Here is a 25,433-nt window from a genome sequence, read left to right as displayed (position 1 = left end):
TTGCCCGACTGCACCTCCAAGGATTGTGATGAGCACTGTATCGACCGCAAGAAACCGCCTGCTGGCCCTGTGCATTGGCTTGACCTGTGGCGCCGCCCTGGCGGCCCCCAGCGTGCCGGGCCTGACCCTCAAGCCCTGGGCCGAGCAGACCCCGGGCGTTACCGGCCTGGGTTTTGTGCCCGCCGGCACAGGCGCCGACCGGCTGCTGGCCAGCGAGCGCGAAGGCCTGTTGCTGGTGGATGACCAGGGCCGCCAGCTGGCCCGCTTCAAGGGCTCGTTCAACGGCCTGGACAGCCGCGCCGCCGGCCAGCAACTGCTGGTGGCCAGCCTCGACAACCAGCGCCAGCAGGCGCTGCTGCTGAGTCTCGACCCGGCCAGCCGCACCTGGGGCCAGCCGCTGTACCTGCCCACTCGGGACTACCCGGTCAACGGCCTGTGCCTGTACCGCGACGAGGCCAGCAACCTGTTCCTGTTCCTGGTGGGCGAGGAGGGCAAGGGCGAGCAGTGGCTGGTGGGCCACGGCGCGCAGTTGAGCGCCGAGCCGCAGCGGGTACGCGGCCTGCCGCTGCCGCCGGAGGCCAAGTTCTGCCAGGTGGACGACGCCGCCCAGCAACTGCTGGTCAATGAGCAGAATGTTGGCTGGTGGGCCTACCCGGCCCATGCCGAAGCCGACACCGCGCGCCAGCCGGTGGCCCTGCGCGCGCCCTTCGGCGACATCAAGAAGAGCGCCGGGGCCATGGCCCTGGTGCCGGGCGGGGTGCTGGGCCTGGATCCGAAAGCCGCGCAACTGCACCTCTATCAGCAGCAGGAACAAGGCTGGCTGGCCCAGGCCACGCTGCCCCTGGCCGGCCTCAAGGAACCGGAAAACATCGCCCTGCGTGCCAGCGCCAAGGGCCTGCAAGTGCTGCTGCGCGACGATGAAGACGGGCGCCTGTACCAGGGCCAGTTGAACTGGCAGGCCACCCCGCTGGCCCTGCCGCCGGTATTGCCCACGGTGCAGGCGGCGGTGCAGAGCGAACCGGTGGGGCGCCAGGGCGATGCCGCCGATGACCCGGCGATCTGGGTCCACCCGCAGCAGCCGTCCCTGAGCCGGGTGCTGGGCACCAACAAGAAGCAGGGCCTGCTGGCCTACGACCTGCAGGGCAAGCTGTTGCAGGAGCTGGCGGTGGGTCGGCTGAACAACGTCGACGTGCGCCCCCACTTCAAGCTGGGCCAGCAGACCGTGGACCTGGCCGTGGCCAGCAACCGCGACCGCAACAGCCTCAGCCTGTTCGCCATCGACCGCGCCAGCGGCGAGCTGCGCGAGGCCGGGGAGATCCCCACGCCGCTCAAGGCCATCTACGGCCTGTGCCTGTTCCAGCCGGCCAGCGGCGAGATCTATGCGATTGCCAACGACAAGGACGGCACCTTCGTCCAGTACCGCCTGAGCGCGCCGTCCGGCAGCGCCCAGGGCGAGCTGGTGCGCCAGTTCAAGGTGGCCAGCCAGCCTGAGGGTTGCGTCGCCGATGACCAGCGCCAGCGTCTGTTCCTCGGGGAAGAGGACGTCGGCGTCTGGGCCCTGGACGCCCGCCCCGAGCAGCCGGCGACCCTGCACAGCGTGATCAAGGTCGGCGGCCTGTTGCAGGCCGATGTCGAGGGCCTGGCCCTGTACCAGAGCAACGCCCGCGACTACCTGGTGATTTCCAGCCAGGGCAACGACAGCTACCTGGTGCTGGACGCCGAGCCGCCGTTCGCCTCCCACGGTGCCTTCCGGGTCAGCCTGAATGCCCGGGCGGGGATCGACGGCGCCTCGGAAACCGACGGCCTGGAAGTCACCTCGGCCAACCTCGGCGGGCCCTGGAGCCAGGGCCTGCTGGTGGTCCAGGACGGGCGCAAGCGCATGCCCGAGCAGACCCAGAACTTCAAGTTCGTGCCCTGGGCCGAGGTCACCCAGGCCCTGAAGCTGCCCTGAGCCGGCGGTCATCACCCGGTCATTTGAATGTCATCGAATAGCCCCGCCAGCCCAGGCGGGCACCCGAGAAGGAGTTCCACCATGCAGGCCACACTCGAACACATGAGCATCTGGGGGCTGATCAGCGATGCCAGCCTATTGGTCAAGGCGGTGATGCTGACCTTGCTCCTGGCGTCCTTGCTCAGTTGGTACCTGATCATCCAGCGTGGCGCCGTGCTGCGCGGCTGTGAGCGCCGCTGCAACGCGTTCATCCAGCGCTTTCGCGCCGCGCCCGAGCTGCTGCCGCTGTACCGCGAAGTGGCCCCGCAGACCGATGGCGAAGGCGGCGTGGAGCCGATCTTTGTCGCCGGCTACCAGGAATTTGGCCACCTGCGCGGCCAGTCCGGCGGCGCTGAAGGCGTGCTGGAGGGCGTGGAACGGGCCCTGTACGTGGCCATCAGCGAGCAGGAAACCCGCCTGGAACAGGGCCTGCAGTTTCTCGCCACAGTGGGCTCGGTAAGCCCCTATATCGGCCTGTTCGGCACCGTGTGGGGGATCATGAATTCCTTCCTCGGCCTGTCCCAGGTGCAGCAGGCGACCCTGTCCACCGTGGCCCCGGGCATTGCCGAGGCGCTGATCGCCACCGCCATCGGCCTGTTCGCGGCGATTCCCGCGGTGATTGCCTACAACCGTTTTTCGGCCCGCAGCCAGACCCTGCTGACCCGCTACTACGCCTTTGGCAATGAACTGCAAGTACGCCTGCATCGCACCTTGCAGGGCACCCCGAGCCACCTGGCCGTGGCCGCCTGAGAGAAGGAGCAAGCCGATGTTGACCCGGCCGCAACGCAAGCACGGACCCAAGGCGGAAATGAACGTGGTGCCCTACATCGACGTGATGCTGGTGCTGCTGGTGATCTTCATGGTCACCGCGCCGATGCTCACCCAGGGGGTGAAGATCGAATTGCCCAAGGTCGCCAGCGAAGCCCTGGCCACCGACAGCCGTCAGCAGATTCTCACCCTGTCGGTGCAGGCCGGCGGCGGCTATTACTGGAACCTGGGCAGCGAACTGGACACCCGAAACCACACCGACAGCGCCGTGGACCTGGAGCAGATGCGCGCCAAAGTGGCCCAGGTGATTGCCCAGCGCGGCGACACCCAGGTGTACATCCGCGCCGACCAGGACGCCGCCTATTCCAGCGTGGTGGCGGCCATGGCGGCGTTGCAGCAGGGCGGGGTGCACAACCTGGGGCTGGTGACCGAGGCCCCGCAATGACGGCGATGATCATGCACAACCCCACCGCGATGCCCCTGCGGCCCGAGGCATCCGGTTTCTGGCGCAACAGCCTGGCGGCGACCCTGGCCCTGGCCCTGCACGCCGGGGTGCTGGCGGCGCTGGTGCTGGGCTGGTCGGTGGACAAGCCGCAGGTCGAGACGCCGGCGGTACTGACCACCCAGCTGGTGATGCTGGCGCCAGCTGTGGCCCCCGCGCAACCGCTGCCAGCACTGGCCGAAGTGGCACCACCGGCGCCACCAGCGCCCGCAGCACCGCCCGCGGCTGCGCTGGAGCCTCCCAAGCCCCGGGTGGATCCCCAGGCGCAGGCGCAGAAGCTGGAACAGGCGGCCCTGGCGCGCAAGCGGGTGGAAGACAAGAAACGTGAGCAGCTGCAAGAGCAGCAACGCCAGCAGCGCGAGCGCCTGGACGCCGAGCAGCGCCAGCGCGATACCGAGCAACGCCTGGCCCAGGAGCAAGCCCAGGCCCAGCGCGCCGAACAGGCGCGGCTGGCCGCCGAGCGCGGGCGCCAGCAGGCGGCCCAGGCCGCCGCCGACAGCCGCCAGTACCAGCCCTTGAGCAAGGAGGCTCCGGACTACCCGCAGCGGGCCCTGGACAAGCACCTGGAAGGCGACTGCACCGTGGAATACAGCGTCAACCCCCAGGGCCGGGTGGAGAACCCCAAGGTCATCGACGGTTGCCATCCGCTGTTCATGCGCCCGTCCCTGGCGGCGGTGGCGACCTTCCGTTACCAGCCACGGTTGATCGACGGCCGGGCGGTAACGGTGCCGGCGGTGCGCAACACCTTTCACTATCGGATCCAGTAGGGGCGCTCCGGCGTTGCCCGCCAGCGCCGGGGCGCGCTTCCCAGGCGGGCCGGGTGGCCCCTTGGCGCAGGCAGGACCTGCGCTGTTCGCGTCCGCTGCCGCTGCGTTGCGCAACGGCACTGACGCCTGCCTCGCACAGCGGTAAACTCCCCGCCTTTATTCAGGAGTTCCCATGAGTTACTACCAGCCCGGCATCCTCGCTGCACCCGTTCCGTCCCAGGCCCGTCACCTGTTCTTTGCCCTCGAATCCATCGAGGCGTTGCCCCAGGCCCTCGACCAGTTGCTGGCACGGGTGGATGGCGCAACGGCGGTGGCAGGCTTTGGCGCTTCCCTGGTCAAGGCCCTGGGCGCCCGGGTGCAAGGGCTCAAGGCGTTCCCGGCGCTGACCGGCGTCGGCGTCGACAACCCGTCGACCCAGCACGCGCTGTGGGTCTGGCTGCACGGTGATGATCGCGGCGAACTGCTGCACCGCGGCAACGAACTGGCGGCGGCCCTGGCCCCGGCCTTGCGCCTGGTCGGCATGAACGAAACCTTCCGTCACAAGACCGGCCACGACCTGACCGGTTACGAAGACGGCACCGAAAACCCCCAGGATGAAGCCGCCGCGGCCGCCGCACTGGCCGAGGGTGAAGACGGCCTGCGCGGTGGCAGCTTTGCCGCGATCCAGCAGTGGCAGCACGACTTCAAGGGCTTTGCCGCGATGCACCAGCAAGAGCGCGACCACATCATCGGCCGGCGCCTGAGCGATAACGAAGAACTGGACGACGCGCCGGAGTCGGCCCACGTCAAGCGCACCGCCCAGGAGAGCTTCACCCCGGAGGCCTTCATGGTGCGTCGCTCGATGCCGTGGATCGAAGGTGAGAACGGTGGGCTGATGTTCCTCGCCTTCGGTCACAGCCTGAACGCCTTCGAAGTCCAACTGCGGCGCATGAGCGGCCTGGAAGACGGCATCGTCGACAGCCTGTACCGCATGAGCCGGCCGATCACCGGTGGCTACTACTGGTGCCCGCCGCTGCACAACGGCCAGCTCGATCTGCGCGCGCTGCAAGCGGCGAAATGAACGCCGGGGCCGAGCCGCTGCGCACCGTGCGCTGGGGCATGATCGGGTGCGGCAGCGTCACCGAGCGCAAGAGCGGCCCGGCCTTCTACAAGGTTCCGGGATCGGCGCTGGTGGCGGTGATGGGGCGCCGTGTCGAGGCGGTGCACGATTACGCGCAGCGCCACGGCATTGCCCGCAGCTACACCGATGCCCAGGCCCTGATCGACGACCCCGAGGTGGACGCGGTGTACATCGCCACGCCCCCCGACAGCCATTACGCCTACAGCCTGCAAGTGGCCGCCGCCGGCAAGCATTGCTGCGTGGAAAAGCCCATGGCCCTGCATGCCGGGCAAAGCCTGGCCATGCAGCAGGCCTTCGAGCAGGCCGGGCTGCACCTGTTCGTGGCCTACTACCGGCGTTCCCTGCCGCGCTTTGCCAAGGTGCGGCAATGGCTGGCGGACGGGCGCATTGGCGAGGTCCGGCACCTGCACTGGAGCCTGAGCAAGGCCGCCTCCGAGGCCGACCGCAGCGGCGCGGCCAACTGGCGGACCGATCCACGGATTGCCGGTGGCGGTTATTTCGCCGATTTGGCCAGCCATGGCCTGGACCTGTTCCAGTACCTGCTGGGCGATATCGTCGAAGTGGCCGGCATCAGCACCCGCCAGGCCGGGCTGTATGCCGCCGAGGACGCGGTCAGTGCCAGCTGGCGCTTCGCCTGCGGGGCCCTGGGCAGCGGCGCCTGGAACTTCGTCGCCGACCGCCGGGTGGACCGGGTGGAAATCATCGGCAGCCAGGGGCGCATCAGCTTTTCCGTGTTCGACGAGCATCCGCTGCAACTTGAAGCCCAAGAGCCCCTGAGCCTGTTCATCGAGCATCCCGAGCACATCCAGTGGCATCACGTGCAGGGCATGAACGCCCATATCCGCGGCCAGACCCGGCATCCGGCCCTGGCCAGCGAAGCCCTGAAGACCGACTGGGTCATGGACCAGATCCTGCGGCGCGGCTGATCCCGGGGCGCTTGCCTTTCGGGCTGCTTCGCCGGCAAGCCGGCTCTTGCGGGATTTGTGGGGCGCCTTGTCTGATGCCCGTCAGTTCCGGGCAAGCACTGTACCTGTGGCGAGGGAGCTTGCTCCCGCTGGGCCGCGCAGCGGCCCCAACAATGAGACTGCTCCGCCCCAGAGCGCCGCCCGCTCCCACGGGAGCAAGCTTGCGCGCCACAGGTTATGTTTCGTTCGTTCTAGCGCTTGACCGACCGGTCCTAGGCGCCTTGCCGGGGCGTTTGCGCAGGCTTTTGCAGGCCCTGGCTTGCCAGCGACGGCGGCCCGCGGGATGGGCATTCAGAAGGTCTTCTTGACGCTGGCCACCCAGGTCGCCCCGCACAAGTCGCTGAAGCCGTAGTTGCTGGTGCACTGGCTGCGGGACAGGTCGGTGTCGATGTAGCTCAGGCCCAGTTCCAGCCCGGCAAGGTCCCGGGTCAGTTTGGCCTCCCATTCGTGGTAGCTGTCCTCGCCCTGGCCCGAGGCGCGGATCAGCCGTGGGTCCTTGAAATCCATCTGGCCGTAGCGCAGTTGCAGCCCCAGTTCCAGGGGCAGTCGAGTCTCGTAGCCAAGGTAGCGGTACAGGGTGCTCTGCTGGCTGTCGATGCCGGGGGCATCGTCGGAGTAATAGGCCGCCAGCTTGACCCCGTAGACGCTGAGGATGCCGTACACCTCGCTCTGGTTGAACTGGGCTTCGCGCGGATAGCTGTACTTCAGGTAGCCCAGGTCCAGGCTGACGTCTGCGCTGGCCTGCCACAGCCAGCCGCCGTAGTAGTCGACTTCCTGGCGGGTCTTCAGGCCGCCGCCGAAATCGACGTTGGAGCTCCAGGTGCCCAGGTACAGGCCGCTGCTGTGCAGCAGGGTCACGGCGGCCTGGGCCGCGGGGTCGTTCTGGGTCTGGGAGATGCCGCGGGTGCGGTAGTCGCTGGCCAGGGTCAGCTCCAGTTCCACGGTCAGGTCGTCGGTCAGGGGCAGGGCGTGGCCGGCTTGCGGCAGCAGGCACGCGGCGCCCAGGGTGAGCAGGGTGAGGGTCTTCATGGGTATCCCGTTGTTGTGATTGTTATGGGGGGAGCGGACAAGGCGGCGCCGTGCCCCGGCGTCACCAGGGCGCGGGGCAGGCGGTGCAAAGGTGGGGCGGGGTCAGAGCGGGCGGCTGTAGACCTCGCGGCCGGCGAACCAGGTCTGCAGCACCTGGGTTTCATGCAGGGCCTTTTCGTCCACGGCAAACACGTCGCGGTCGAGAACGATGAAGTCGGCCTGCTTGCCGGCCGTCAGCGAGCCGATCTGCTGTTCCAGGCCCAGGGTGCGCGCGGCATTCAGGGTGTAGGCATAGAACAGGGTTTCGCGGTCCAGGCGTTCGTCGGCGTTGAGCACCCCCAGTGGCCCCTGGCGGGTAATGGCCTGGGCCATGGCGTTCCACGGGTTGGGCGACGACACCGGCCAGTCGCTGGCGCCGGCGAGGGTCGCGCCCTGCTTGAGCAGCGAGTGCGCCGGGTACTGGTAGCGGAACGCCAGGGCGCTGACGTAGGGCTTGATCATGTCCAGGGTGTAGTCGTCGGCCGAGGCCCAGAGCAGTTGCATCGAGGCAATCACGTTGAGCGGCTTGAAGCGGGCGAACTCCTTGGGGTTGACCATCTGCAGGTGGGTGATGGAGTGGCTGATGCCGCTCTGGCGATCCTTGCGCGCCTGCTCGATGCCGTTCAGCGACTCACGCACCGCACGGTCGCCGATGGCGTGGATGTGCACCAGCCAGCCGCGCTGGTCGATGGCGCTGACCAGTTCGCCAAAATGCGCCGGGTCGATCAGCAGTTCGCCGGGTTTGTGCGAGTTGCTGTAGGGCTCGAGCATCGCCGCGCTCTGCGCCGGGTATTCGATCACCCCGTCGGCGAAGATCTTGATGCCCGGCAGGGTCAGGTTGGGGATGCCCTGGAACTGCTGGCGCACCTTGTCCAGGGTGTCGAGGTCGGCGGGGCGGCTGCGGGGGTTGGCCACCAGCAGGGCGGCGACGTGGGCGGTCAGCCCGTCGCTCTCGGCCAGGGCCTTGTAGGCCGGCAGCACGCCGACGGTGTGTTCGGTGGGCTTGAGGGCGAACAACGCTTCGCCGGGGGCGGCGTTGGCGGCCGGGTCCATCCAGGCGGTAATCCCCAGGCTGTTGTTGTAGCGCAGGGCTGATTGCGCGGCGCGCAGCATCTGCTCGGGGGCCGGTACCGGCATTTTCGCGGCCACCCGGTCCCAGCCGGCGTCCACCAGGAAGCCATTGGGGCGGCCGTCGGGCAGTTGGCCAATGGTGCTGCGCTCGGCTTCGGGCAGGCTGTTGAGCAAGGCGGCGTCGATGCCGGCGCGCTTGAGCATGAAGTCATTGGCCCAGGCGGTATGGTGATCGCTGCCGGTGAATACCACCGGCACGCTGGCCCATTCACCCTGGTTGAAACGCTGGCCCAGGGCCTGGGCCTGGGCCCAGTAGGCCGAGCTCATGCCGGCAATGCTGAGCACGTCGGCATGCTGGGCGCTGCCGTCGTCACGCCAGGCGCGCAGGCGTTTTTCCAGTTCGTCGAGGCTGAGCACTTCGTCCTGCAGGTTGGCGCTGGTCATTTCCAGGCCACCGAAGATCGCGTGGGAGTGGGTGTCGATCAGGCCCGGCATCAGGGTCTTGCCGCCCAGGTCGACGACCCGGGTGTGGCTGTCGATCAGCGCCTTGATCTGTGGGTCGCTGCCGGTTTGCAGAACCTTGCCGTTTTCCACCGCCAGGGCCTGGACCTTGGGCTGGGCGCGGTCGGCGGTGAAGATCTGGCCGTTGAGCAGCACCAGGTCGGCAGCGGCCATGGCTTCCAACGAGGCAAAACTCATGGCGGCCAGCAGCAGCGTCGGGGTCAATCTTTTCATTGAACATTTCCTTGTTATTGCGTCTGATCGCCAGATTAGGGGCTGCCCGTAGCGGGCAGAACGGCCGATTCACGAAAAACATTTTTGCCTGGATGGAAAAACCATGGACAAGTGGAATGCCTTGAAGATGTTCGTGGTCACCGCCCAGCTGGGCAGTTTCAGTCGGGCGGCGGAGCAGTTGGGCAAGACCCCGTCGGCCCTGACCAAGGCGGTCAACCACCTGGAGGCCGAGCTGGGTTCGCGCTTGTTCGAGCGCAGTACCCGGCGCATCGTGCTCACCGAAGTCGGCCGGCTCTACCTGGAGACCGCGCGCCAGGTGCTGCAGCGCATGGAGGAGGTGGGCGAGGAGGTGGAGCAGTTGCAGCATGGCCTGCGCGGCAACCTCAAGGTCACCGCGCCGCTGGCCTACGGTCAGGCGTTTCTCGATCAGGTGTGTGGCGGGTTTCTTGAACAGTACCCGCAGATCAATCTGCAGGTGGACCTGTGCGACGAGTTCGTCAATCTGCTGGAAAGCGGCTACGACCTGGCCCTGCGCGAAGGCCATGACGACCTGCCGGGGCTGATTGCCCGGGTGGTCGGAAGCAACCGCCTGGCCCTGTGCGCCAGCCCGGCCTACCTGGCGCGCAAGGGCCGGCCGGTGAACCCGCAGACCCTGGAAGAGCATGAATGGCTGCTGTATCGCCATCCCTTGCTCAGCCGGGAGTTCTGGTGGGTCGAGCGCGACGGCCAGCGCCTGAGCCTGCCCCAGCCCCAGGCGCCACGCCTGCGCAGTGACAATTACGACCTGCTGCTGGCCAATGCCCTGGCCGGGCGCGGCCTGCTGCACACGCCGCTGTGGAGCGCCGCGCCGTACCTGGCTGATGGGCGCCTGGTGCGGGTGATGGCCGATTACGCGATCGACCCGGACAGCTTCGGGCCGCACATCCTCGCGGTTTACCCCAGCCACCGGCGGGCGACTGCCAAGGTGCAGGCATTCATTGACTATGTCGGCGGCTTTCTGGCTCGCCATGGCCTGGACTGATTGGCGGTTCTTGTCAGATAAATCCGAGAGGAGTACAAATGTACTCCATGACGACTTTATCCCCCCGCCGCAGTGCCATCCTGACCTTTATCCGCGAACGCATCGCCGATCACGGCCAGCCCCCGAGCCTCGCTGAAATCAGCGAGGCTTTTGGTTTCGCCTCGCGCAGCGTGGCGCGCAAGCATGTGCTGGCGTTGACCGAGGCCGGGTTCATCGAGGTCAACCCGCATCAGGCCCGAGGCATTCGCCTGCTCAATCAGCCGCGGCGCCCGGAGCTGCTGGAGATCCCGGTGCTGGGGCGGGTGGCCGCCGGTGCGCCGATTGGCGTCGATGCCGACATACACGGCCAGTTGTGGCTGGACCCGGGGATGTTCTCCCGTACTCCGGATTACCTGCTGCGGGTCCAGGGCGATTCGATGATCGATGACGGCATCCTCGACGGCGATCTGGTGGCGGTGCGCCGCAGCAGCGAGGTGCGCAACGGCCAGACGGTGATCGCCCGCCTGGACGGCGAAGTGACCATCAAGCGTTTCGAGCGCAAGGGGCAGGGCATTCGCCTGTTGCCGCGCAACCCGGCCTATCAGCCGATCGAGGTCACGGCCGACCACGAGCTGTTTATCGAAGGCGTGTTCTGCGGTCTGGTGAGGCCAGGCTGATGGGCGCCGTGGTCGCACTGGATGCCCTGTTCAATGGCGGACGGGTATGGAAAGGCCGCCCGGCGGCCGCGCCGGCCAGCTTGCAGCCGACGGGGCATGCCGCCCTGGATGCGGTGCTGCCCACCGGCGGCTGGCCGGAGGCGGCGCTGACGGAAATCCTCATCGCCGCCCAGGGCCTGGGCGAGCTGCAGTTGCTGTGGCCGAGCCTGGCGCGCTTGAGCGCAGCGGGGGAGCGCATCGTGCTGGTGGCGCCACCGTTCGTGCCCTATCCCCAGGCCTGGCAGAACGCCGGGGTGGATGTGCGCCAGTTGTCGATCATCCAGGCCGGGGAGCGCGATGCCCTGTGGGCCGCCGAGCAGTGCCTGCGTTCCGGCAGTTGCGGCGCGGTGCTGTGCTGGCCGCGGCAGGTCGACGACCGCGCCTTGCGGCGCCTGCAGGTGGCGGCGGAAAGCGGCCAGACCCTGGCCTTCGCCTACCGGCCCCTGGACGCCGCGCACAACCCGTCGCCGGCGGCCCTGAGGATCAGCGTGCAGGGGCGCCCCGTGCAGTTGCGGGTGCTCAAGTGCCGGGGCGGACTGGCCCATCCGGCGCCTATTGCCTGGCCCGCCGGGCACTGAGGTTGGCATGCGTTGGGTGTGCATTCTGTTCCCGCAATTGGCGCTGGACGCCGTGCTGCGTCAGCGCGCCGAACCCGAGGCGCCGCTGGCGCTGCTCAGTGGCAGCCCGCAGCGCCGGGTGATCCAGGCGGTGAACGGCGCGGCCCGCGAGCTGGGCCTGCGCCCGGGGCAATCGCTGACCGCCGCCCAGGCCCTGACCAAGGCCTTTGCCAGCGCCGAATACGACCCCCGGCAGATCGAGCACTGGCAGCAGTTTCTTGCCGCCTGGGCCTACGGTTTCAGCTCCCAGGTCAGCGTCGCCTACCCCCGTACCCTGGTGCTGGAGATCGAATCCAGCCTGGGCCTGTTCGGCCCCTGGCCGCAGTTGGAAGCGCGCCTGCGCCGGGAGTTGCAGGCCCTGGGCTTTCGCCACCGCATCGTCGCCGCGCCCAATCCGGCGGCGGCCCGGGTCCTGGCCAATGCCTATGACGGCTTGGCGGTGGCCGATTGCGCGGCCCTGGTCCAGGCCCTGGGGGCCATGCCCATCGAGCGCCTGGGGCTGGCCCCGGAGCAGGCCACGGCCCTGTCGCGCATGGGGGTGCGCAGCTTCGAGCAACTGCGCGAGCTGCCCCGGTCCAGTCTGGCCCGGCGCTTTGACGGCCGCTTGCTCAAGCACCTGGACACCTTGCTCGGCGAGCGTCCGCTGGGGCTGGCCTTTTACCAGCCGCCGGATCGTTTCGACCTGCGCATCGAGCTGAATTTCGATGTGCTGTCCCATCAGGCGCTGCTGTTTCCCCTGCACCGCCTGACCGCCGACCTGGCGGCCTTTCTCTGTGGCCGCGACAGCGGGGTGCAGCGTTTCGCCCTACACCTGGAACATGCCGAAGGCGCCGACACCCTGATCCCGGTGGGGCTGCTCAGCGCCGAGCGCGACCCGGCGATGCTGTTTGAACTGGCCCGCGGGCGCCTGGAGCAGATCCAGGTGCCGGCGCCGGTGCGCAACCTGCGGCTGGTGGCCGAGGACCTGCCGCTGTTCGTGCCCCGGCACACGGAACTGTTCGACGAGCGCCCGCAGCAGAACCTGCCCTGGGAACAGTTGCGCGAACGCCTGCGGGCACGCCTGGGGGATGACGCCGTGCAGGGCCTGGGGCATCGCGCCGATCACCGACCGGAACGCAGTTGGCAGGCGCAGAGCGATTCGCAACCGTGCCCGGCCAACCCCGGCTTGCGTCGTCCCGGCTGGTTGTTCACTGAACCCCAGGCCCTGAACGAAGGCAGCGTGCGGGTTCTCATGGGCCCGGAGCGCATCGAGTCCGGCTGGTGGGACGGCGCCGATGTGCGCCGCGACTACTACCTGATCGAAACTGCGGCCGGCCAGCAGGGCTGGGCCTATCGTCAGGTCGGCGAGCCCGGGCCCTTGCTCCTGCAAGGCTGGTTCGCATGAGCGCCTACGCCGAGCTGCACTGCCTGTCCAACTTCAGTTTCCAGCGCGGCGCCTCCAGTGCCGCCGAATTGTTCCAGCGCGCTGCTGCCCTGGGCTACCAGGCCCTGGCGATCACCGACGAATGCACCCTGGCGGGCATCGTCCGTGCCTGGCAGGCCTCTCGCGACAGCGGCCTGAAGTTGATCGTCGGCAGTGAAATGCAGGTCGAGGACGGCCCGCGCCTGGTGCTGTTGGTGGAAGACCTGGCGGGTTACCAGGGCCTGTGCCGGTTGATCACCCGGGCCCGGCGCCGGGCCGAGAAGGGCAGCTATCGCCTGCTGCGCGAGGACTTCGCCGAACCCTTGCCGGGGCTGCTGGCCCTGTGGCTGGCGGACGATGGCCCGGCGGCGGAGCACGGCCACTGGCTGCGCCAGATATTCCCCGAGCGCCTGTGGCTGGCGCTGGAGCTGCATTGCGGCCAGGACGATGCCCGGCGCCTGCAACAGCAACAGGCCCTGGCCCGGCAACTGGGGCTGCCGGCCGTGGCCTGTGGCGATGTGCACATGCATGTGCGCGGGCGCCGGGCGCTGCAGGACACCATGACCGCGATCCGCCATCACCTGCCGGTGGCCGAGGCCGGGCAGCGCCTGTTCGCCAATGGCGAGCGTCACCTGCGGCCGATCGCGGTGCTGCAAGGCCTGTACCCGCCAGCCCTGCTCGACGAGTCGCTGGCCATCGCCGGGCGCTGCGCTTTCGACCTCGGCCAACTGCGCTACCAATACCCCCGGGAGCTGGTGCCCGAGGGCCATGACGCCGGGTCCTGGCTGCGGGTGCTGACCCAGCGCGGCATTCTGCGGCGTTGGCCGAATGGGGCCCGGGCCGAGGTGCTGCAACAGATCGAGCATGAGCTGACGTTGATCTGCGAGCTGGGCTACGAGAGTTACTTCCTCACCGTGCACGACATCGTCGATTTTGCCCGGCGCCAGCACATCCTCTGCCAGGGCCGGGGTTCGGCGGCCAACTCGGTGGTGTGTTTTGCCCTCGGCATCACCGAGATCGACCCGGACCGCTCGACCCTGCTGTTCGAGCGCTTTTTGTCGCGCGAACGCAACGAGCCGCCGGACATCGACGTCGACTTCGAGCACGAGCGCCGCGAAGAGGTGCTGCAGTATGTGTTCCAGCGTTACGGCCGGCACCGGGCGGCGCTGACCGCGGTGGTCAGCACCTACCACGGCGCCGGGGCGGTGCGCGATGTGGCCAAGGCCCTGGGCCTGCCGCCGGATCAGGTCAATGCCCTGGCCGACTGCTGCGGTCGTTGGAGCGATACGCCGCCCAGCGTCGAGCGCCTGCAGGAGGCCGGCTTCGACCCCGAGAGCCCGGTGCTGCGCCGGGTCCTGAGCCTGACCGGGCAGTTGATCGGCTTTCCCCGGCACCTGTCCCAGCACCCCGGCGGCTTCGTGATTTCCGAGCAGCCCCTGGACCACCTGGTGCCGGTGGAGAACGCGAGCATGGCCGAGCGCACGGTGATCCAGTGGGACAAGGACGACCTGGACATGGTCGGCCTGCTCAAGGTGGACATCCTCGCCCTGGGCATGCTCAGCGCCATCCGCCGTTGCTTCGACCTGATCCACGGTTACCGCGGCCAGCGCTACAGCCTCGCCAGCATTCCGCCCGAAGATCCCGCCACCTACGAAATGATCGGCCGCGCCGACACCATCGGCGTGTTCCAGATCGAGTCCCGGGCGCAGATGTCGATGCTGCCCCGGCTCAAGCCGCAGAACTTCTACGACCTGGTGATCGAGGTGGCCATCGTCCGCCCCGGGCCGATCCAGGGCGGCATGGTCCATCCCTACCTGCGCCGGCGTAACCGTGAAGAGCCGGAGACCTATCCGTCGCCGAAGTTGGAAGCGGTGCTCAAGCGCACCCTGGGGGTGCCCTTGTTCCAGGAGCAGGTGATGCAGATCGCGATTGTCGCCGCCGACTACACCCCGGGCGAGGCCGATCAGTTGCGCCGTTCCATGGCCGCCTGGAAGCGCCACGGCGGCCTGGAACCGCACCGCGAACGGCTGCGCCAGGGCATGCGCAAGAACGATTACAGCGACGAGTTCGCGGCGCAGATCTTCGAGCAGATCAAGGGCTTTGGCAGCTACGGCTTTCCCGAATCCCATGCCGCCAGCTTTGCCTTGCTGACCTATGCCAGTTGCTGGCTCAAGTGCCACGAGCCGGCGGCCTTCGCCTGCGCCCTGATCAACAGCTGGCCCATGGGGTTCTACAGCCCGGACCAGATCCTCCAGGATGCCCGGCGCCACGGTTTGCAGATTTTGCCGGTGGATGTGAGTGCCAGTGACTGGGACTGCAGCCTGGAGCCGATTCCTGCCCAGCCTGCACGCGCTGAAAATGGCCTGCCCGGGCAGCCGGCCCTGCGCCTGGGGCTGCGCATGATCAAGGGCTTTCGCGAGGACGATGCCCGGCGCATCGAGCGTGCCCGCCGGCAACGGGCCTTTGTCGATATCGCCGACCTGGGCGAGCGCGCCCGCCTGGATGTCCGCGCCCAGGAGCTGCTGGCGGATGCCGGCGCTCTGCGGGCGCTGGCCGGAGATCGTTACCGGGCGCGCTGGGAAGTGGCCGGGGTGGAGAAGCAACTGGGGCTGTTCGCCGATCTGCCACGCCAGCAAGAGGCCCCGGTGAACCTGCCCCGGCCCAGCGTCGGCGAAGACCTGCAGGCCGATTACCACAGCCTCGGCACCACCCTGGGGCCCCATCCCCTGGCGCTGCTGCGGGCGCAGCTCAAGGCCCGGCGCTGCCGCAGTTCCCGCGAGCTGCTGGCGGTGGAGCACGGGCGTTCGGTGAGCGTGGCCGGGCTGGTCACCGGCCGCCAGCGCCCGGGCACTGCCAGCGGGGTGACCTTCGTCACCCTGGAAGACGAGTTCGGCAACGTCAATGTGGTGGTCTGGCGCGACCTGGCCGAACGCCAGCGCCGGGTGCTGGTGGGGTCGCAGTTGCTCAAGGTCGACGGCACCCTGGAAGCCGAAGGCGAAGTGCGCCACCTGATTGCCGGGCGCCTGACGGATCTGAGCCCGTTGCTGGATGGCATCAGCGTGCGCAGCCGGGATTTTCGCTGAGGGATCAGGCACTTGCCCGACGTGCTCGGGCGGGCCGGGGAATCAAGCAGTCAATGCGCTGGCGCCAAGGTTTTTTATTCCTTTTCGGCATGATGGCGCTTTGGCATAATCGCCGCCGATGATGCCCCCTGCATCAAGTTTCAGAACGTCCCGCCGATGCTTTTCGAGCCCGCACAGACTGGGGCCAGAGACTTACGGCAGGGCGAAAGTGCATCTAGACAGTGCACCCGAATGGATACTCAAAAAGGAACCTAGAGTGAGAGTGATCTCGACGTTGATGTTGTCCGCTGCAGCACTGGCCGTGCTGGCGGGCATGAGCGGTTGTGCCACCGAAAGCTCCCGCGCCTTGCCGGTGGAAAAGGTCCAGAGCGCCAGTCAGGCGTGGAGCGGGGCCCGGGTGCCGATGGCGGTGGGCAAGTTCGATAACCGGTCCAGCTACATGCGCGGGATCTTCTCCGACGGCGTCGACCGCCTCGGCGGCCAGGCCAAGACCATCCTCATCACCCACCTGCAGCAGACCAACCGTTTCAACGTGCTGGACCGCGACAACATGGGCGAGATCCAGCAGGAAGCGGCGCTCAAGGGCCAGGCGCAGAAGCTCAAGGGCGCGGATTTCGTGGTCACCGGCGACGTCACCGAGTTCGGCCGCAAGGAAACCGGCGACCATCAGCTATTCGGCATTCTCGGCCGTGGCAAGACCCAGGTGGCCTACGCCAAGGTGGCGCTGAACATCGTCAATATCAGCACCTCCGAAGTGGTCTATTCGACCCAGGGCGCCGGCGAGTACGCGCTGTCCAACCGTGAAGTGATCGGCTTTGGCGGCACCGCTTCCTACGATTCGACCCTCAACGGCAAGGTCCTGGACCTGGCCATGCGCGAGGCGGTCAACCGCATGGTCGAAGCCATCGACACCGGGGCCTGGAAACCCGGCCGCTGATCAACACTGCTGACAGGGAGAAGTAAGCATGTTCAAGACAATCACCGCGCGGCCACTGCTGGCCGGCGCTTTGCTGGGCTGCGCGTTGCTGGCCGGTTGCAGCGGGCCGAAGACGCTGTACCAGTGGGAAACCTACCAGGCCCAGACCTACGAATACTTCAAGGGCGAGGAAGCCCGCGAGGCCCAGGTCGAGGCGCTGGAGCGCGACCTGCAGAAGATCAAGTCCACCGGCAAGGCGGTGCCGCCGGGTTACCACGCGCACCTGGGCATGCTCTATGCGGGCCTGGGCAAGGATGACCAGATGGTGCAGCAGTTCAATACCGAGAAGGCGCTGTTCCCCGAGTCCGCCTCGTACATGGACTTTCTGTTGAAGAACGCCAAGCAGGGAGCCGCTAAATGAACTTCACCACCTTGCGCAACCTCCTGGGCCTGTTGAGCGTCAGCCTGCTGGTGGGCTGCGCCGCGCCCAAGACCGTGGACTACTCGGCCTACAAGCAGGCCCGGCCGAAGTCGATCCTGGTGCTGCCGCCGCTCAATGAGTCGCCGGACGTCAAGGCCACCTACAGCATGCTGTCCCAGGTGACCTTTCCCCTGGCCGAAGCCGGTTACTACGTGATGCCGATTGCGGTGGTGGATGAAACCTTCCGCCACAACGGCCTGACCAACCCGGCGGACATCCACGGCCTGTCGCCGGCCAAGCTCAACCAGATCTTCGGCGCCGACGCCGGGCTGTACATCACGGTCAAGGAATACGGCACCAGCTACATGCTGATCAGCAGCGAGACGGTGGTCACCGCCAGCGCCACCCTGGTCGATCTCAAGACCGGCACCACCCTGTGGACCGGCAGCGCCCGGGCTTCCAGCGAGGAGGGCAACAATGGCAACAACGGCGGCCTGGTGGGCATGCTGATCACCGCCGCGGTAAAGCAGATCATCAACACCAGCACCGACGCCGGACACCCGATCGCCGGCATCACCAGCCAGCGCCTGCTGTCGGCCGGGCAACGCACCGGTCTGCTGTACGGTCCGCGCTCGCCGAAATACGGCACCGACTGAGGTCCTGGCGGGCGGGCAATCCGCCTGTGCTCGGAGGGCGCCTGCGGGCGTCCTCCCGGACCGGACCGCATCGCCTATCCTGTGCTTTGCGGTCCGCCCCGGGGCGGCTGAACGAGGCGGCGGCCATTTCCGTGAAACCATCGGCAGCGGCTGTGCTCAAAGGCTCTGGAGGCTGTGCTGCAACCTCTTGAAAATCCATGCTGTATCACGTTTTTCGCAGAGTCCGTTCATGCCGTTCTTATCAGATCATCACGGGTGCCAAGGGTGGAAAGGCGAGATGGCCGAACGCATCCGGGCCTTCGACTGGTCCGTCACCAGCCTGGGTTCATTGCGCAACTGGAGCCACAGCCTGCGCAGCACGGTGCAGCTGATGCTCGGCTCGCCGGTGCCGATGGTGATGCTCTGGGGCCCTCTGGGCTACATGATCTACAACGATGCCTACGCGGTGTTTGCCGGCGGCCGCCATCCCTATCTGCTGGGCTGTGCGGTGGAGCTGGGGTGGCCGGAAGTGGCCGAGTTCAATCGCGGGGTGATGAGCACCTGCCTCAGTGGCGGCACCTTGTCCTATCGCAACAAGGAGCTGGTGCTGCTGCGCAACGGCGAGCCGGAAAACGTCTGGCTGGACCTCTATTACAGCCCGGTGGCCGGCGACAACCAGGCGCCGGCCGGGGTGATCGCCATCGTCGTGGAAACCACCGCCCATGTGATTTCCGAACAGCGCCGGCAGGCCGCCGAGGACAACCTGCGGCAGATGGCGCGCAGTCTCGAACAGCGGGTACTGGAGGAGGTCAACGCCCGTCTGGCCGCCGAAGAGCAGTTGCGCCAGTCGCAGAAGCTCGAAGCCATCGGCGGTCTTACCGGCGGTGTGGCCCATGACTTCAACAACCTGTTGCAGGTGATCGCCGGCAACCTGCACCTGCTGGCCCGGCACGAGCCGGACAACGGCAATGTGCAGCGCCGCACCCGTGCCGCGCTGACGGCGGTGGAGCGGGGGGCCAAGCTGTCGGCCCAGTTGCTGGCCTTCGCCCGGCGCCAGCCGCTGTCACCGGCGCTGTACGATCCCCGGGAGCTGGATCGGGGGCTGGCTGACCTGTTGCAGCGGGCCCTGGGGGAAACCATTCGCCTGCAGGTGCAACTGCCCGCCGAGCCCTGGTGCATCCATGTGGATCGCCACCAGCTGGAAAATGCCGTGCTCAACCTGGCGATCAACGCCCGGGATGCCATGGCCGGCGAGGGCACCATCGGCATCAGCGTCGAGAATCTGCTGCTGGATCAGACGTTCTGCGCCGGCAAGGACCTGAGCCCCGGCCAGTACCTGCGGCTGACGGTGGCCGACAGCGGTGGCGGCATGTCCGCCGAGGTGCTCAAGCAGGCCTTCGAGCCGTTCTTCACCACCAAGACCGACGGCCAGGGCACTGGCCTGGGACTGAGCATGGTGTTCGGTTTCGTCAAGCAGAGCGGTGGCCATATCGAGATTCTCAGCCACCCGGGGCAGGGCACCAGGGTGCAGATGTACTTTGCCCGCAGCATCGCTGCGCCCGTCTCGCCGGCCGTCGGCCCCGGGCCCCGGGCGAGCGCCGGCCAGGAGCGGATCCTGGTGGTGGAAGACGACAGCGATGTGCGCAGCGCCGCGGTGGAGATGCTCAGGCACGAGGGTTATCAGGTGTGCTCCGCGGCCAGCGGCGATGCCGCCATGCAACTGCTGGCGCAGGGGCTTGCGGTGGACCTGATCTTCACCGACGTGGTGATGCCGGGGCAGATCAAGAGCACCGACCTGGCCACCTGGGCCAGGACCCAGGCGCCACCGGTCGCGGTGCTGTTCACCTCGGGGCATACCCGGGACATGATCTCGCGCAATCATCAGCTCAGCCCGGATACCCACCTGTTGAGCAAGCCTTATGCCCCCGAGGACCTGAGCGCCATGGTGCGCTCGTTGCTGGGGGGCTGAGCCGCTTCAGACCGGCGCACCGGGGCATGCCCCGGCACCGCCGGCCCGGCTGCCGATGGCGGCTCGCGCCAGGTGGGTTTGCGTCCCTTTCGATGTCCAACTGCAGGCCGCTTCATGACTTCTTCGTCCCATGCTCCCCGTGATGCCCTGGCGGGCACGCCACCTTCTCACAGCGGCGGTTTTGTCCGGGTGCGCGGCGCCCGCGAGCACAACCTGAAAAATGTCGACGTGGACATTCCCCGGGATGCCCTGGTGGTGTTCTGCGGGGTGTCCGGCTCGGGCAAGTCGTCCCTGGCGTTTTCCACCCTGTATGCCGAGGCCCAGCGGCGCTATTTCGAATCGGTGGCGCCCTATGCCCGGCGCCTGATCGATCAGGTCGGGGTGCCGGATGTCGATCGCATCGACGGCCTGCCGCCGGCGGTGGCCCTGCAACAGCAGCGCGGCACGCCGAGCACGCGTTCCTCGGTGGGCAGCGTGACCACCTTGTCCAGCCTGGTGCGCATGCTCTATTCCCGGGCCGGCAGCTACCCGCCGGGGCAGCCGATGCTCTACGCCGAGGACTTTTCGCCGAACACCCCCCAGGGCGCCTGCCCGGAGTGCCACGGTCTGGGCCGGGTGTATGCCGTCGATGAAGCGAGCATGGTCCCCGATCCGTCGCTGACCATCCGCCAGCGCGCCGTGGCCGCCTGGCCCCTGGCCTGGCAGGGGCAGAACCTGCGGGACATCCTGGTGACCCTGGGCTATGACGTGGACATTCCCTGGCGCGACCTGCCGAAAAAGCAGCGCGAGTGGATTCTCTTCACCGAAGAAACCCCTACGGTGCCGGTGTACGCCGGGCTGACCCCGGAGCAGACCCGCGAGGCCCTCAAGCGCAAGCAGGAGCCCAGCTACATGGGCACCTTCAGCGGCGCCCGGCGCTACGTACTGCACACCTTCACCCACACCATGAGCGCGCTGATGAAAAAACGCGTGGCGCAGTTCATGCGCGGCAGCCCGTGCCCGCTGTGCGAGGGCAAGCGCCTCAAGCGCGAGGCCCTGGCGGTGACCTTTGCCGGGCTGGATATCGGCGAGCTGGCGCGTTTGCCGTTGCTGCAACTGGCCGAGGTGCTCAGGCCGGTGGCCGCCGCGACTTACCTGGAGCAGGCGGCCGCCGATGATCAGGTGCTGAGCCACGCCCAGACCCGCGCCGCGCGCCAGCAGCGCCATGCCCAGGGTGCCCCGGAGCATCGCGGCGCGCCGGATGTGCGGCACACGCCCAACCTGTCCCCGGAGAAACGCCTGGCCGCGCAACGCATCGCCCAGGACCTGCTGGAGCGGGTCAGTACCCTGACCGATCTGGGGCTGGGCTACCTGGCCCTGGAGCGCAGCACGCCGAGCCTGTCTTCTGGCGAGTTGCAGCGCCTGCGCCTGGCGACCCAGCTGGGCTCGCAGTTGTTCGGGGTGATCTACGTGCTGGACGAGCCTTCGGCGGGCCTGCACCCGGCGGATGCCGAAGCGCTGTTCCAGGCCTTGCAACGGCTCAAGGCCGCCGGCAACTCGCTGTTCGTGGTGGAGCATGACCTGCAGACCCTGCGCCGGGCCGACTGGCTGGTGGACGTGGGGCCGGCGGCCGGGGAGCGCGGCGGTCAGGTGCTGTACAGCGGGCCGCCGGCAGGGTTGGCGGCGATCGAGGCCTCCCCGACCCGGGCCTATCTGTTCGCCGAACAGGCCCCGGCCCGGCGCACCCCGCGCCAGCCCCGGGGCTGGCTGCGCCTGGAGGGGGTCAGCCGCAACAACCTCAAGGACCTGGACGCCGCGTTCCCCCTGGGCTGCTTCACCGCGGTGACCGGGGTGTCCGGTTCCGGCAAGTCCAGCCTGGTGAGTCAGGCCCTGCTGGAGCTGGTGGGGGCCCACCTGGGCAAGGTGGCCGGCGGCGAGGAGGCGCCGCAGCTGGACCTGGAAGACGATGAACCGCAGAGCAGCGGCGGCCGGGTCAGTGCCGGCCTGGAGCAGATCCAGCGCCTGGTGCAGGTGGACCAGAAGCCCATCGGCCGTACCCCGCGTTCCAATCTGGCGACCTACACCGGGTTGTTCGATCAGGTGCGCAAGCTGTTTGCCGCCACCCCCGAGGCCCGGGAGCGCGGCTTTGACGCCGGGCAGTTTTCCTTCAACGTGGCCAAGGGCCGTTGCCCGGCCTGCGAGGGCGAAGGCTTTGTCAGCGTCGAGCTGCTGTTCATGCCCAGCGTCTTTGCCCCATGCCCCACTTGCCATGGGGCCCGTTACCACCCCGAGACTCTGGCCGTGACCTGGCAGGGCCTGAACATCGCCCAGGTGCTGCAACTGAGTGTCGAGCAGGCCTTGCCGGTGTTCGCGCAACAGCCCGGCATCCGGCGTGCCTTGCAAGTGCTGCGCGACATCGGCCTGGACTACCTGCGCCTGGGGCAGCCGGCCACCGAGCTGTCCGGCGGCGAGGCCCAGCGCATCAAGCTGGCCACCGAACTGCAGCGCAATGCCCGGGGCGCGACCCTGTACGTGCTCGACGAACCCACCACCGGCCTGCATCCGCAGGACGTGGACCGGTTGCTTGCCCAGTTGGACAAGCTGGTGGAGGCGGGTCACAGCGTGGTGGTGGTCGAGCATGACATGCGCCTGGTGGCCCAGGCCGACTGGGTCATGGACATCGGCCCGGGCGCGGGGGACCAGGGCGGCACCCTGGTGGCCTGTGGCACCCCGGAGCATGTGGCCGGGCAGCGCAACAGCCGTACCGCGGCGTTTCTGGCCCAGGCCCTGGCCGGGCATTGATCCAGGACAGGGCTGGCGACGAACGGTTACCGCTGGTCTGATTGGCGGTCGACAGACCCGGGGCGCCAAGGCCATTCTGATTAACGGCAGGGGCGTCACCACGCCCTTGCTGCCATCAACCACGGAGGTGTTCCATGCCGGTGACCCACGACCTTTACCAGGACCTGAGCTGCAGTAAGGAAGACATTCAGAAGCGTCGCGCCAGTGACCCCCACCTGAATGCTCTGTTCGACAAATACAACATCATCGACGATCAGGTGCTCAAGGCCGAAGCGGCGGCTGCTGCCGACGACGAACTGAAGAAACTCAAGGAAAAGCGCCTGCTGATCAAGGACGAGATTTCCGAGAAACTCACCGCTGGTTCCTGACCCTCCCCCTGTGACAAGGGCGCTTGCTGCAGCAAGAAGGCTTGCTGCGGCAAAGACGCTTGTTGTAGCAAGGAAGCCTGTTGTGGCGAGGGAACCTGCTTGTGGCGAGGGAGCTTGCTCCCGCTGGGCGGCGTAGCCGCCCTAAAACACCCGCCACACACTTCGAACAATGCGCGGCGCATCAACTCCCCCCACCCTCAAGGCGCCAGCGCCTCCTGCAACGACAGCCGCGCCATGTGCCTGGCCGTCAGCGACCCCAGGTACAAGGCATCCCCATACTCGCGCACCGTGGTGATCGGCGAGTAGTTGCCACTGCTGGCGTCCTGCAGGTTGGCGATCACCTGGCCCTGGGTATCCAGGCCCAGCACAAAGCCGCGTTTCTCCACCGGCTTGGGCAATACCGTCATCGCCCGCACCAGCATCTTGCGCACCAGTGGGTAAGGCGCGGTGCTGTCGAGCAACGGGTTGCGCGGCGCATACAGGGCCACCCAGAAACGCCCGGCGCCATTGAAGCTCAAGTTGTCCGGCAGCCCCGGCAGGTTGTCGATGAACAGGTCATGCTGGCCGGCCTGGTCGCCCTTGAGCCAGTAGCGGCTGATGCGGTAGGCGCCGGTTTCATTGACCAGCACATAGGCCTCGTCCGGCCCCAGGGCGACGCCGTTGGCGAACTCCAGGCGCTCCAGCAGGACCTCGGTCTTGCCGCTCTGGAAGTCGTAGCGCAGCAGACGGCCATCGGCGCCGTGCTCGATCACCGCCTCACCGTCATGGCCATAGCCCCAGCGGCTGGTGGCGTCGCTGAAGTAGGCGTAGCGCCCGGCGGCGTCCACCGCCACATCGTCGGTAAAGCCGAACTTGAGGCCGTTGGCCTCGGTGCTCAGGGTCTGCAACTGGCCTTGGCTGTCCAGGGCCAGCAGGCCCTTGATGGCGTCGGCGATGATCAGCCGTCCGTCCGGGTGCCGGGCCAGCCCCAGGGGGCGGCCGCCGGTGTTGACCAGGACCTTGAGGGTGCTGCCGTCGAGGCCGGTCTGGATCACCCGGCCGTCATGCAGGCCGCTGATCAGCTGGTCCTGTTCCAGCAGCAGGGCTTCGGGGCCGTCGATATCCCGGGCGCCCACCGGCTGCACGGCCTTGAGCTTGTGGTTCTGGGCATAGGGGCCCTGGCTCAGGGAGGGCGCGGGGGCCGGGTTCCAGGCCACCGGCTGGACCCGGGTCGGCCACAGCAGCAAGAACGCCAGGATCGCCAGCAGCACCAGCAGGACAATTCGCGCAGCGCTGAAACGTCGAGGGGCTATGTGATTCATGCAATGACTCCTGTCGGGGGCGGCATCAGGCCGGATGGCCTGGCGTGGGGGCGGGCGGCAGCGGGATGGCGTGCTGGGCCATTGCGCACAATGCCAGCAATGAGGCGGCGGATTCTCGCTCAATCCGCCGCTTGAATAACAGCTGATTGCCCAGGCGTATCAGCGGGTTGTCGAAGCGGTATTCCAGGGTCCGCACAAAACGCGTGTGTTCGGCCGCCAGCGCCTGGCACTCATAGGTCAGGCGCAGCGCCAGGCCAGGCTCGCCTCGGGCCGTGGCGCGCCAGCGCTGTCCCGGCAGGTATTCCTCGACCCGCCAGCTCAAGTGACCGCTGCGCCCGCCGGCATGAATGTCTTCCTCGAAACCCTGCCCGGCGCCCAGCGGGCCCTCGGCGCCCAGCACCCGCAACGAGGACGGATGCCATTGCGGCCAGCAGCCTGGGCTGGCGGCATAGGCCAGGGTGGCCGCGGCGCTGCGCGGGATATCGACCTGATGCCGCAGGCGAGTCAGGGGCCTGCCCGGGTCGAAGGTGGCGGCGCTGGGTGGCGCCTCTTCGGGCTGCCAGTACAAGGTGCCGAACAGCCAGTCCATCAGCGGCAGGACGATATTGAAATTGCGCTCCTGCATCAGCTCGCGGCGGTGATGCAGTTCGTGAAGGCGGCGCATCTGCCGCACCCAGGGCAGGCGCGCCAGGGGGTGGCGGGCGGGCAAGTGCTCGCAGGCATGGAAGACTTCATAGGCCAGGTAGCCGATCAGGGTGCAACTGGCGAACAGCGCCGCCACGTTGCCGTTCCACAGGCGCAGCAAGGCCCACAGCGGCAGGGCGAAGAGCAGGCTGTGGACCACGATCAGCCAGGCCGGAAACAGGATCACCCGCCAGTCCTTGCGGCCTTCGTAGGTCATTTGCCCGGGGGCGAAGAAACTGTGGTGATCGCCGGTATGGCGGGCATAGAACAGCCGCGCAAAGCGCTGCTTGTGATGTCCCAGCCAGCGGTGCACCAGGTAGATGCACAGGTTGAAGAACAGCAGCGCCAGCGGCACCGCCAGCCATTCCAGAGGCTGCACCTGACGCAGGGTGCTGCACAGCAGGGCGATGCACAGCAGGCCATAGCCCAGGACAAAACCGCCATGCAGCCAGGGGTTGTAGCGCGGACTGACCGCGGCGCGATACTGCTCGCGAAAGTGTTCGATGGTGTCTCGCACGAGGCTGTTCCTGTTGTTGTTTTTGTCGCCAGCAGCG

21 protein-coding genes are annotated in these 25,433 nt (G+C 67.8%); 17 read left to right on the top strand and 4 right to left on the bottom strand.

Annotated elements, in window-relative coordinates; translation table 11 throughout:
• The first annotated feature begins 28 nt into the window (after window positions 1–28).
• The 6 genes from GWQ44_RS10980 to GWQ44_RS10955 all read left to right on the top strand — a co-directional run bounded on the left by GWQ44_RS10980 (window position 29) and on the right by GWQ44_RS10955 (window position 6,073).
• Window positions 29–1,951 carry a phytase gene (locus GWQ44_RS10980; protein ID WP_275927311.1) on the top strand — a complete coding sequence of 641 codons (1,923 nt, stop codon included), beginning with the start codon at window positions 29–31 and terminating at the stop codon, window positions 1,949–1,951.
• A gap of 81 nt (window positions 1,952–2,032) precedes the next feature.
• Window positions 2,033–2,740, top strand: coding sequence for a protein TolQ (gene tolQ, locus GWQ44_RS10975; protein ID WP_103739683.1), 708 nt, complete (start codon window positions 2,033–2,035; stop codon window positions 2,738–2,740).
• A gap of 16 nt (window positions 2,741–2,756) precedes the next feature.
• Entirely contained in the window at window positions 2,757–3,203 is a 447-nt protein-coding gene (gene tolR / locus GWQ44_RS10970) for a protein TolR (protein WP_047287795.1), read from the top strand.
• Window positions 3,200–4,027 (top strand): energy transducer TonB, encoded by an 828-nt coding sequence (locus GWQ44_RS10965; protein ID WP_275927310.1) that lies wholly within the window; start codon window positions 3,200–3,202, stop codon window positions 4,025–4,027. The genes tolR and GWQ44_RS10965 overlap by 4 nt, the downstream gene beginning before the upstream one ends.
• Window positions 4,028–4,199: 172 nt before the next feature.
• Window positions 4,200–5,087: a Dyp-type peroxidase gene (locus GWQ44_RS10960; protein ID WP_275927309.1), complete on the top strand. Its 888-nt coding sequence runs from the start codon at window positions 4,200–4,202 to the stop codon at window positions 5,085–5,087.
• 17 nt (window positions 5,088–5,104) lie between these two features.
• Complete coding sequence (locus GWQ44_RS10955) at window positions 5,105–6,073, top strand: Gfo/Idh/MocA family oxidoreductase (RefSeq protein WP_275927470.1); 969 nt, start codon at window positions 5,105–5,107, stop codon at window positions 6,071–6,073.
• A gap of 330 nt (window positions 6,074–6,403) precedes the next feature.
• Here the strand turns inward: GWQ44_RS10955 and GWQ44_RS10950 are convergent, their stop codons facing one another.
• Window positions 6,404–7,141 (bottom strand): TorF family putative porin, encoded by a 738-nt coding sequence (locus tag GWQ44_RS10950; RefSeq protein WP_253126316.1) that lies wholly within the window; start codon window positions 7,139–7,141, stop codon window positions 6,404–6,406.
• A 102-nt stretch (window positions 7,142–7,243) separates the two neighbouring features.
• Entirely contained in the window at window positions 7,244–8,986 is a 1,743-nt protein-coding gene (locus GWQ44_RS10945) for an amidohydrolase (RefSeq protein WP_275927308.1), read from the bottom strand.
• A gap of 103 nt (window positions 8,987–9,089) precedes the next feature.
• Between GWQ44_RS10945 and GWQ44_RS10940 the strand changes: the two genes are divergently transcribed.
• From GWQ44_RS10940 to GWQ44_RS10890, 11 genes are all read left to right on the top strand, one after another.
• Entirely contained in the window at window positions 9,090–10,007 is a 918-nt protein-coding gene (locus GWQ44_RS10940) for a LysR family transcriptional regulator (protein WP_275927307.1), read from the top strand.
• Window positions 10,008–10,045: 38 nt separating this feature from the next.
• On the top strand, window positions 10,046–10,663 hold the full coding sequence (gene lexA, locus GWQ44_RS10935; RefSeq protein ID WP_275927306.1) for a transcriptional repressor LexA: 618 nt from the start codon (window positions 10,046–10,048) through the stop codon (window positions 10,661–10,663).
• Window positions 10,663–11,280: a translesion DNA synthesis-associated protein ImuA gene (imuA, locus tag GWQ44_RS10930; protein WP_275927305.1), complete on the top strand. Its 618-nt coding sequence runs from the start codon at window positions 10,663–10,665 to the stop codon at window positions 11,278–11,280. Before lexA ends, imuA begins: the two co-directional genes overlap by 1 nt.
• A 7-nt stretch (window positions 11,281–11,287) precedes the next feature.
• A complete protein-coding gene (locus GWQ44_RS10925) occupies window positions 11,288–12,703 on the top strand; it encodes a DNA polymerase Y family protein (RefSeq protein ID WP_275927304.1) in 1,416 nt (471 codons plus the stop codon).
• Window positions 12,700–15,804, top strand: a complete 3,105-nt coding sequence (locus GWQ44_RS10920) for an error-prone DNA polymerase (protein ID WP_275927303.1) — start codon at window positions 12,700–12,702, stop codon at window positions 15,802–15,804. Before GWQ44_RS10925 ends, GWQ44_RS10920 begins: the two co-directional genes overlap by 4 nt.
• A gap of 277 nt (window positions 15,805–16,081) precedes the next feature.
• Window positions 16,082–16,741, top strand: coding sequence for a CsgG/HfaB family protein (locus GWQ44_RS10915; RefSeq protein WP_085984438.1), 660 nt, complete (start codon window positions 16,082–16,084; stop codon window positions 16,739–16,741).
• Window positions 16,742–16,769: 28 nt separating this feature from the next.
• Window positions 16,770–17,141: a DUF4810 domain-containing protein gene (locus GWQ44_RS10910; RefSeq protein ID WP_275927302.1), complete on the top strand. Its 372-nt coding sequence runs from the start codon at window positions 16,770–16,772 to the stop codon at window positions 17,139–17,141.
• Entirely contained in the window at window positions 17,138–17,797 is a 660-nt protein-coding gene (locus GWQ44_RS10905) for a DUF799 domain-containing protein (protein WP_047305052.1), read from the top strand. Before GWQ44_RS10910 ends, GWQ44_RS10905 begins: the two co-directional genes overlap by 4 nt.
• 229 nt (window positions 17,798–18,026) lie before the next feature.
• Window positions 18,027–19,745, top strand: coding sequence for an ATP-binding protein (locus tag GWQ44_RS10900; RefSeq protein ID WP_275927301.1), 1,719 nt, complete (start codon window positions 18,027–18,029; stop codon window positions 19,743–19,745).
• Window positions 19,746–19,859: 114 nt separating this feature from the next.
• Entirely contained in the window at window positions 19,860–22,526 is a 2,667-nt protein-coding gene (locus GWQ44_RS10895) for an excinuclease ABC subunit UvrA (RefSeq protein ID WP_275927300.1), read from the top strand.
• Window positions 22,527–22,660: 134 nt separating this feature from the next.
• Window positions 22,661–22,894 (top strand): DUF465 domain-containing protein, encoded by a 234-nt coding sequence (locus GWQ44_RS10890; protein WP_016965577.1) that lies wholly within the window; start codon window positions 22,661–22,663, stop codon window positions 22,892–22,894.
• A 197-nt stretch (window positions 22,895–23,091) separates the two neighbouring features.
• On the opposite strand, the gene GWQ44_RS10885 is transcribed toward GWQ44_RS10890, so the two are convergent.
• Window positions 23,092–24,195, bottom strand: a complete 1,104-nt coding sequence (locus GWQ44_RS10885) for an SMP-30/gluconolactonase/LRE family protein (protein ID WP_275927299.1) — start codon at window positions 24,193–24,195, stop codon at window positions 23,092–23,094.
• 25 nt (window positions 24,196–24,220) lie between these two features.
• Complete coding sequence (locus GWQ44_RS10880; protein WP_275927298.1) at window positions 24,221–25,396, bottom strand: SRPBCC family protein; 1,176 nt, start codon at window positions 25,394–25,396, stop codon at window positions 24,221–24,223.
• Between the last annotated feature and the right edge of the window lie 37 nt (window positions 25,397–25,433).

It is taken from the genome of Pseudomonas sp. 3MA1, from assembly GCF_029237275.1.
Classification (GTDB): Bacteria; Pseudomonadota; Gammaproteobacteria; order Pseudomonadales; family Pseudomonadaceae; genus Aquipseudomonas; species Aquipseudomonas fluorescens_AP.
The sequence above is the reverse complement of the archived record's forward strand: the minus strand, read 5'-3'. Positions and strand labels throughout refer to the sequence as shown.